The following is an 8690-nucleotide window of genomic DNA, read 5'->3' as shown; positions in this document are numbered from 1 at the left end:
CTGAAATTGTCTTTTGTCCTTTGTAAAGAAGTCTTAGAACTGCTAATTTTTCATCTTTTGAGTGGTTACTTCGAGCCATAAAAAAATGCCCCCCTAGATAAACAGATTTTTATTTTTTAATCTGTCTACCTAAAGGGGAGCATATCATATCAGGCGGCTAATTTTTTTATTTTTGTTCAACTGCTTCTTTTATCTCGTCTTGCGTTTCACTAGCTGAAGCTGGCGCTTGCTCTCCTAAGCCTACTGCTATTCGCTCTAGCTCAGGACGCAATGTATGTTTACCTGCATAGCTTTCAATTAGTTCCTTCACGTCAATCCCAGAAGTCTCCTTCAACGTTTCCTGTAATGTTGACATTAAATTCGTTGCATAGGCAGTTACTTTATTAGCACCGCCTCCTCCTTCTCCACCACCAGTATCAACAACCGTAATCTTATCGATATTGCCAAGTGGACTCGCAAGCTCTTTCGCATATTCTGGCATCATACGTACAATCATATCAAGGACAGCTGCTTGACCATAATATTCGAAGGCTTCCGCAATTTTACGTTTTGCCTCGGCTTCTGCTAGACCACGAAGACGAATAATATCCGCATCCGTTTCCCCTTTTGCACGTTCAGCATCCGCTTTCGCAAGACCATCCAAACGAATTTTCTCTGCTTCCGCTTGTGCCAATGATTCGATACGGTATTTCTCCGCATCTGCCTGCGCTAGTTCACGCATTTTGGCTGCCGCTGCATTTTGCTCGACAGCGTAACGATCAGCATCAGCCTTTTTCTTAACTTCTGAATCGTATTGTTTCTCACGACGTAAAATCTCTTTTTCCTCTAATTCAATTTGCTTTTGACGTTCGATAATGCGAATTTGCATTTCCTGTTCTGTTACTTCCTGCTTTGCACGTGCTGTTTCTAGTTCATACGCTTGGTCTGCACGAGCTTTTGCAATATCCTGCTCACGACGGAATTCTGCTACTTTTAATTGATTTTCTTTTTCTGCTTCTGCAATTTCTGTTGCACGTTCAAGCTCTGCCTTTTGTGCTTCTTTCGATGCTTCAGCACGCTTTATACGTGTTTCCTTATCAGCATCTGCGGTAGCTATATCCGCATCACGTTTAACTTGTGCTATACGTGGCTTACCAAGCGATTCTAAGTAACCATTTTTATCACGTACATCTTTAATCGTAAAGGAAACGATTGTCAGACCCATTTTCGCCAAGTCTTGAGAGGCAACACGTTGTACTTCCTGAGAGAATTTATCACGGTTTTTATAAATTTCCTCAACCGTCATTGAACCTAAGATCGAACGTAAATGACCTTCTAGCACTTCACGTGCCTCATTTTCACGCTCTTCCTTTTGCTTCCCTAAAAACTGTTCCGCTGCCGTAGCAATTTCTGAAATGGAACCACCGATTTTAATGATAGCTGTTCCATCGGCCATAACCGGTACACCCTGTTCCGTATACACTTCAGGTGTCGTCACATCAAGCTTACTCGATAATAAGCTTAATGGATGTGCTTGCTGGAAAATCGGGAATACGAATGTACCGCCACCTCGGATAATTTTTATACGATTTCCTGACTCATCTTTATGTACATTTTTTGAGCCAAGATAGCTACCAGTCACAATCAGTGCTTCATCAGGACCCGCTGTACGATACTTAGTTACATACAGTCCAATTAGTGCAATTAAAACAAAAGCTACAATCCCTATAACAATTAAAATCTCCATTGACATATAAATATCGCTCCTTTATAAAAATTTCTTATCATAAGATCTCACAAAAAGCGTTCCTTCTTTCACTTCTACAACAAGTACCGTCGTATCGTAATCGATAGCCTCATTGTCAAATCCTGTTGCTCGCTTCGAAATCATTCCGCTAGTCGTTTCAATAACTACCTCTCCAAAACCATCAGTCGGGATTGGAACAATAACCTTTCCAAGCTGACCACCAAGCGATTCTTCTGTATAAGCTAAAGAAACATCGGCCGACCGTAGCGGAACAAGAACAAATAAATAAAATAGTGCACTTAAAATAGCTCCGATGATACAAGCAGCAACAATGTTCCAAACGCTAGGGAAGAAGGCTAGTTTTTCTAAAATAAATCCTGTTGCTGACATCAACGTAATGAAAGATAGAATGACACTTGGATTAAAAATTGGTAGCCCCTCTCCAATGCCCTCGACAGCATCACTAAAAAACGTAAATAAAAGTGTTGCAAGGCCCCCGAATATTAATCCCACTAAAAAGATTTGCTCGAGTGAATAGCCAAATAGCGTCAAGTGTTGTTCACCCCTTTTCATTGTATTACCTACTATACGGATTCAACCTATAAAAAGTTTCGTAATTTTTCATATTTTCTCAATTTTATAGTGATGACTTTTGAAATAATCAATAATGCCTCGGCATTATTGCGTCTGGAATCGGCTTTGTGCTTAGGCCTGCAGATGGTTTTTGCGCGAAAGCTCAGTGCTAACGTAGCTGCAGCAACATATTTTTGTCTGTGCGAAAGCGAAGCGACAGCAAAAGGGTTTTATCTGCGCGAAAGCGAAGCAGCAGCGGCAACAGCACGATGTTGGTCACTCAGTCGTTTTCACAGGATGTGAAGTTCTTAGCCTGAGTTCCTTTATTTCAGCGGAAGTTGGGACACCCGCTGAAAAGTAACTTTAGCCCGCATTCATCTCACCACCTATAGAAGTAGGAGACTTCTGTATCTGTCGCTTCGCTTTCGATACAAAAGACATCTGTACCTGTCGCTTCGCTTTCGCTACCCAAGCACTTGCTGAAAGAAGATAAACTTCTTAAAGTATTATTAGCCATGTTACAATAAATGGAATACTGGCAACTAAGGAGATATTACATGAGACTTTCAACGATTTTAAATTTTTGTATTCTTGTATTTTTCACCTTACTTTTCGTTAATGATTTCTTTCCACACACTACAATAGCTGAGATACTAACTAAAAAAATCATCCTTCTTATATTCGTAGCACTAGTGATCGTACAAATCGCATCTGACAAGGGTAGATATAAAAAGCTTTCAATAAAAGCCTATGTTGGCTTTACAGTATATACATTCGGACTTTGGATTGTATTAACATTACTAGGCGGCGAGTCACAAATAGGTCTATCCTTTAACAGTCCTACTTTTTATTTTATCGTACTGTTACTTGCGCTCGATTTATTGCGTATTTATCGTCAATCAAAGAAAGAGCAGCCTGAGGAAAAAGCAAAACAGTAAATACGGTTTATCGCCAAAAGTTAGGATGCCATTTGCTAAAACATTTAACAAAAATATTAGTTGATTGTAGTGGAGGCTGGGCTACTCCTTGGGGTCAGGTCACAGCGTCACAGACGAGACCCTGGAGCGAGCAAATAGAGGAACGAAGGCTAAGAATATCACTTATGATAACGCCTTCGTGACCAACATCCAGTTGCCGCTGCCGCTTCGCTTTCGCACAGAAATCATTTGTTGCTGCCGCTTCGCTTTCGCACAGAAATCATTTGTTGCCCTAGGCGGCCCATCGGAAGCGCCCAGTCGGAACGAGAGCAACCACACATTATGGTATTATCCTTCTATTTCTGTCTAGGAAAACAAAAAGCATGTCACCGACTGGGCTTTACTTGGAAGCTTCAATCTGCAGACATGCTTTTATTATGATTCTAGTACAATTAATGTGGAATAAAGTCATTTTTAATAAAGAATCCTTCGATGAATCACCAGCAATTACTATATAGAAACTAATATAAACAACCATTCGACACTATTCAGAAGTATTTGGTTTAGGTAAAACATACAAGAAACATAATTCTGTTTGCATATAGTAGCAATGTAATATAATAGAAAGGGTGTGCATTGTGGAAAAAGAAAATAATTTTAGAAAGTTCAAGTTTAAATCAAATCCAAGTTGTCGTTGTAATTGTTGTGGTTTTTGTTGTCCTTGTCGTTGTAAGCCACCATTTATACCACCATTTATACCTGAACCACCAACTCCACCTTGTCATTTTTTAGTGTACGTTACAGACGCTGGTCAGCAAGCAACTCCTGATAATATGGTATCAGTAATTGATACAGCTACAAATACTATAGTCGCTACCATTCCAGTAGGATCTGCTCCTCTAGAAGTAGCGATTACACCAAATGGAGAATTCGGTTATGTTCCAGCGCTCTTCTCAAATAATGTAACGGTTTTTAATACTGCAACAAACGCTGTAGTCGCTACCATTCCGGTAGGAAGTCAACCTCTTGGTGTAGCAATTTCACCAAATGGATTACTTGCTTATGTATCAAATCATGGAATTGGAGCTAACTCTGTATCTGTCATAGATACAACTACAAATACGGTAACGGCTACTATTCCAGTAGGGCTCCAACCTCAAGGCATAGCTTTTACTCCGGATGGTGCGTTTGCTTACGTCGCAAACGAAAACTCAAATTCAGTATCAGTTATAAATACAGCTACAAATGCCGTGGTGGCTACTATCCCTGTGGGACTTCGCCCAAGGTCAATCGTTTTCACACCGAGCGGACAATTTGCTTACGTTACAAATGAAAGTAGTAACACTGTATCTGTCATTGAAGTAGCTACAAATACGGTATTTACTACAATCCCAGTGGGAACAGGACCTGTTGGAACAGCAATTACACCTGATGGAATATTTGTTTACATTGTAAATAAAGGTAATAATACTGTATCTGTCATAAGTACAGAAACCAATTTGGTGATTGCTACAATCCCTGTAGGAACATCCCCAGACCAAGTAACCATCTTGCCGGATGGAACACTTGCTTATGTTACAAATCAACTTGACAATACTGTGTCTGTTATAGATATAGAAACAAATACAGTAATCGATACAATTCCAGGATTTAACGGTCCAACTGGTATAAAAACAGGGACAATCTGCCTAACTTCATAATCTAGAGTCCTTGAGGCACAAGGGTAAAGCAGGCACCTTCCCTTGTTCATAAAAAAGACATACTTCAATTGCCATCATTTAGGCAATTGAAGTATGTCTTTTCGATTTTGTTATGAAGTTCGGCTATCTTAAAATCTTTGACGTAGAACTTTAGACCAAGCGATTACTAGTTCCTAGTTGTTCACTGCCTTCATAAATGTGTTGGCAGTTCTTTTAATTCAGCCGACACATTTGACCGAGCTATTGAAAATGGGGCTAGCTCATAGCTACCCCCACTCAAACTGCATTTTATAGGCATTAACATAGCCTTTAAGATTCTAGTACATTTAAAATAGCATCAAGATCATTGACAGCAATATCTAGGCGTTCCTTTGCCTCGATATTTTGCTGTTTTAACTGACTAAACTCTAGCAAATTTTTCTCATGCTTTAATTTGATAGAAGACAAGCGTTCAATTCGCGATTCTACCTTTTCAATTGCTTGCTCACAAACTGCTGTCCATATCTTTTCTGACTGCTGCATTTCAGTCGTTGATGGGTTGTGGTGACGCATAATTCTTGCATATACTGCTTCAATTTGTTCAATTAATTCTGAATAAAAATGTCGCTCAACACGAGTTGTTTGGAATGTTGGGTGCTCTACCTCTTTTGCATATGGGGTAATTTGACGTAGTAGCTTCCCAGCATTTTCTCCGAATCCATGTGATAAATTCAATACGTTCATTAACTGTAAAAGCAAACGTATTTCTTCTAGATTAATAAGTTGTGAATCGATGCTTTCCTTTAGCTTTAAGGATTCCATATAGCGTCGATCAAAGTGCTCAATTTCACCATTGCGTTGTTCTACTAAATGATCACCTGCATTATCTTTTAAGCTTTTAATATAGCGAATTGCATGGCTTTTTAGCTCTTCCATTGATAGCAAGTTGTCATTGTCTTGTTGTGGCTTTCCTCGTTGAACATACGCAAATGCATCCATTTTTTTGGGCCATTGTGCTGCTGGGGTTTCTTCTAAGACATTATAGCGTATATAAATTCCGTGCATTCCATATCCTCCAAGTCCATTAAACAAGTATCTCTAAAGAGAGTAAATCGAATTCGCCATTTTTTCAAGTAAAAAACTTTTAAAGATTGAAAATCCTTCTTTTGAACAGTAATTCAAAAATCCTGAATAGTCGATACTATTCAGGATTGCCTTATATTTATCATGATAAAATTTTTTCCATTTCACCCTCTAACTAGCTTTGTTCGTATACGGTTTGAAACATACTCCACTACTAAAATAAGAAAAATCAGTCCCAATAAAATAGCCCCTACCTCTGACCACTTATAGGCATTCATAGCAAAAATAAGTGGTGCTCCTATTCCGCCAGCCCCAACTAGGCCGAGTACTGTTGCATCACGCAAATTCATATCAAAACGGTAGATCACAATAGATAAAAATAATGCCGTCAGCTGTGGCCATATTCCAAAGCGAATCTTCTCCATTAATGTACAGCCGATAGCCTCCATTGACTCTAGTACACTTTTATCTAAGTCCTCAATTACATCTACATATAGCTTTGATAGCATTCCGATAGACGTCAATGACATTGTGAGCACACCTGCAAATGGGCCAGGACCTGTTACCCTGATAAACATAAGTCCGTAAACGATTGCTGGAATAGTGCGAATGATGATTAACAACAAACGAACTACAAATGCAATTGGTTTTGGCATAATATTTGAAGCTGAAAAAAAAGCCAAAGGTATTGCCAACAATGCACCTACAATCGTACCGAGAAAGGCAATTGCCATTGTTTCGATTAATAAATAAGGGATACCACCAGTAGACACATTAAAGATTAATGACCAATCAGGATTTAGCAGTCCTACAAATATGTTTTTAGCAATCTTCGTACCATTTAACGATACATTTTCGAAATGAATTGTTGACACAGACCAGACAAATAAAATACTTAAAATAAAGACGGTCATGATGTATGACAAGCGTCGATTTGGTTGTAATTGTAATTGCTTGTCGATTGCATTCATAGCATCACCCCTACATTAATTTCTTGCGAAGATATTCGCTAGTTGTTTCAATAATAAAAACGGTACAAACAAGCATTAGTAAAATCATGCCCACATTCGAATAACTTCTCCATCCTAGACTTTCGTTGAGAAGTAAACCAAGCCCACCAGCACCGACATAGCCTAAAATAGACGCATAACGAACATTTCCTTCAAAGCAAAATAAAGATGTCGATAAGTAATTAGGCAGAATCTGAGGCATAATCGCATATCGAAATGCTTGAATCGTTGTCAATCCCATCGAATGCATTGCTTCAAAGGCCTTCATATCGACATTTTCAATTTGCTCATATAACAATTTTCCAACGTATGCAATGGTAAATAAAAAAATAGCAACCGTACCAGCCATTGTACCGAGCCCGAATATAAATGTTGCTATAAGAGCAACAATCAAAGTAGGCAATGTTCGAAGCAAACTTAAAATAAATTTGCTCGACATAGCGATCCATTTATTTTTTGTGATATTTGTCGCAGCAAGCATTGCGATGGGTAAGGCACAGATAGCACCTAGAATGGAACCAAACAATGACATTTTAATCGTATCGAATAACGGTTTCCATAGCTTCGATAAATACGTCCAATTAGGTGGTATCATCTGTTGTATAATAACGAAAAACTGACTGATTCGATTGACAATAACCTCTATGCTAAAACCTGTAATACGAATTGAAAGGAATGTTAATAGAAGCAGAATAAGCCACATCAATGGCATTATCGAGTGTTTCTCTAGCACTTCTTTGCCATTAGGCAATACTATTTTTTTCTGGGATAGCAGCCTCCATTGCATGATTATTTGCCCTCCTCCCTTCACTATTGTTATAGATATACGAAAGAATTTCCTCGTCTACCTCACTAGCTCGCCCATCAAAAACAATTTCACCGCTTCTCACACCAATAACACGAGTTGCATAGGCTAATGCCAGTTCAACGTGATGAATATTAATAATAATCGTCATATTGAACTCATGATTAATGCGTTTAAAATCCTCCATGACTTGCTTTGCAGTGACGGGGTCTAATGAAGCAACAGGTTCATCCGCTAAAATAATTGATGGATTTTGCGCGAGAGTACGCGCTAAGGCTACACGCTGTTGTTGACCACCAGATAACTGATCTACTCGTACATATGCCTTATCTAAAATACCTACCTGATCAAGTGCCATTAATGCTTTAAGCTTCTCTTCTTTCGTAAAGATGCCGAGCATTTTTCGCCAAAGCGGCATATTGGGCACAAAGGAAACGAGGACATTTTTCAATACAGATACACGAGTTACTAGGTTAAATGATTGAAAAATCATCCCGATATTACGGCGTAATTTTCGTATCCCCTTCCCCTTTAGCTGTTGTACGTCAACAGAATCTACACGTAATGATCCTCCTGTGATGTCATGCATTTTATTTATACAGCGCAATAAGGTTGATTTCCCTGCACCTGATAAGCCAATAATAGCAACAAATTCGGCCTGCTCAATTTGTAGGTTAATTTGATTTAAAGCAAGAAAGCCATTTGGGTATCTTTTTTCTACCTCTTTAAACTCAATCATAGAACCGCTCCATTTCTGACAAAGTGCTGTAGTATTTTAAAAAGGACTAATCGCCATATTGTTATTCCAAACTTTAGATGAAGAACAAAAAAAGAATCTGCAAGCCTTCTGCGGGTAAGCCGCAAGCTTCGCAGATTCTTTACTATGAACAGCTCTAT

The 8690-nt window shown here is 38.8% G+C and carries 9 protein-coding genes and 1 pseudogene; 3 read left to right on the top strand and 7 right to left on the bottom strand.

The annotated features are described in order from the left end of the window. Positions 1 to 166: 166 nt before the first annotated feature. Together AC1DCY_RS09810 and AC1DCY_RS09805 are read right to left on the bottom strand one after the other, a co-directional pair. Complete coding sequence (locus tag AC1DCY_RS09810; protein ID WP_477349626.1) at positions 167 to 1732, bottom strand: flotillin family protein; 1566 nt, start codon at positions 1730 to 1732, stop codon at positions 167 to 169. 15 nt (positions 1733 to 1747) lie between these two features. Continuing rightward, positions 1748 to 2278: an NfeD family membrane protein gene (locus tag AC1DCY_RS09805; RefSeq protein ID WP_053482607.1), complete on the bottom strand. Its 531-nt coding sequence runs from the start codon at positions 2276 to 2278 to the stop codon at positions 1748 to 1750. A 165-nt stretch (positions 2279 to 2443) separates the two neighbouring features. On the opposite strand from AC1DCY_RS09805, the gene AC1DCY_RS09800 reads away from it, so the two are divergent. Beyond that, positions 2444 to 2602, top strand: coding sequence for a hypothetical protein (locus AC1DCY_RS09800; protein ID WP_477349625.1), 159 nt, complete (start codon positions 2444 to 2446; stop codon positions 2600 to 2602). A 254-nt stretch (positions 2603 to 2856) separates the two neighbouring features. After that, positions 2857 to 3237 carry a hypothetical protein gene (locus AC1DCY_RS09795; RefSeq protein WP_477349624.1) on the top strand — a complete coding sequence of 127 codons (381 nt, stop codon included), beginning with the start codon at positions 2857 to 2859 and terminating at the stop codon, positions 3235 to 3237. Between the two features lie 162 nt (positions 3238 to 3399). On the opposite strand, the gene AC1DCY_RS09790 is transcribed toward AC1DCY_RS09795, so the two are convergent. Beyond that, positions 3400 to 3555: a hypothetical protein gene (locus AC1DCY_RS09790; RefSeq protein WP_477349622.1), complete on the bottom strand. Its 156-nt coding sequence runs from the start codon at positions 3553 to 3555 to the stop codon at positions 3400 to 3402. Between the two features lie 383 nt (positions 3556 to 3938). On the opposite strand from AC1DCY_RS09790, the pseudogene AC1DCY_RS09785 reads away from it, so the two are divergent. Continuing rightward, positions 3939 to 4916 (top strand): annotated as a pseudogene (locus AC1DCY_RS09785) (beta-propeller fold lactonase family protein); the annotation flags it as partial. 309 nt (positions 4917 to 5225) lie between these two features. Here AC1DCY_RS09785 and AC1DCY_RS09780 read toward each other — a convergent pair. The 4 genes from AC1DCY_RS09780 to phnC all read right to left on the bottom strand — a co-directional run bounded on the left by AC1DCY_RS09780 (position 5226) and on the right by phnC (position 8532). Further along, positions 5226 to 5960, bottom strand: coding sequence for a hypothetical protein (locus tag AC1DCY_RS09780; protein WP_370075972.1), 735 nt, complete (start codon positions 5958 to 5960; stop codon positions 5226 to 5228). 182 nt (positions 5961 to 6142) lie between these two features. Continuing rightward, positions 6143 to 6949, bottom strand: coding sequence for a phosphonate ABC transporter, permease protein PhnE (gene phnE / locus AC1DCY_RS09775; protein WP_477349620.1), 807 nt, complete (start codon positions 6947 to 6949; stop codon positions 6143 to 6145). 10 nt (positions 6950 to 6959) lie between these two features. Beyond that, positions 6960 to 7775, bottom strand: a complete 816-nt coding sequence (gene phnE / locus AC1DCY_RS09770; RefSeq protein ID WP_477349619.1) for a phosphonate ABC transporter, permease protein PhnE — start codon at positions 7773 to 7775, stop codon at positions 6960 to 6962. Beyond that, positions 7732 to 8532, bottom strand: a complete 801-nt coding sequence (gene phnC, locus AC1DCY_RS09765) for a phosphonate ABC transporter ATP-binding protein (protein ID WP_477349617.1) — start codon at positions 8530 to 8532, stop codon at positions 7732 to 7734. The genes phnE (AC1DCY_RS09770) and phnC overlap by 44 nt, the downstream gene beginning before the upstream one ends. Positions 8533 to 8690: the final 158 nt, after the last annotated feature.

It is taken from the genome of Lysinibacillus sp. 10T31 (genome assembly GCF_056394365.1).
The sequence above is the reverse complement of the archived record's forward strand: the minus strand, read 5'-3'. Positions and strand labels throughout refer to the sequence as shown.

Coding starts and splice junctions, on each gene's coding strand:
- AC1DCY_RS09810 (WP_477349626.1), bottom strand. CDS start 1,732: ATGTCAATGGAGATTTTAATTGTTATAGGGATTGTAGCTTTTGTTTTA.
- AC1DCY_RS09800 (WP_477349625.1), top strand. CDS start 2,444: ATGGTTTTTGCGCGAAAGCTCAGTGCTAACGTAGCTGCAGCAACATAT.
- AC1DCY_RS09795 (WP_477349624.1), top strand. CDS start 2,857: ATGAGACTTTCAACGATTTTAAATTTTTGTATTCTTGTATTTTTCACC.
- AC1DCY_RS09780 (WP_370075972.1), bottom strand. CDS start 5,960: ATGCACGGAATTTATATACGCTATAATGTCTTAGAAGAAACCCCAGCA.
- phnE (WP_477349620.1), bottom strand. CDS start 6,949: ATGAATGCAATCGACAAGCAATTACAATTACAACCAAATCGACGCTTG.
- phnE (WP_477349619.1), bottom strand. CDS start 7,775: ATGCAATGGAGGCTGCTATCCCAGAAAAAAATAGTATTGCCTAATGGC.
- phnC (WP_477349617.1), bottom strand. CDS start 8,532: ATGATTGAGTTTAAAGAGGTAGAAAAAAGATACCCAAATGGCTTTCTT.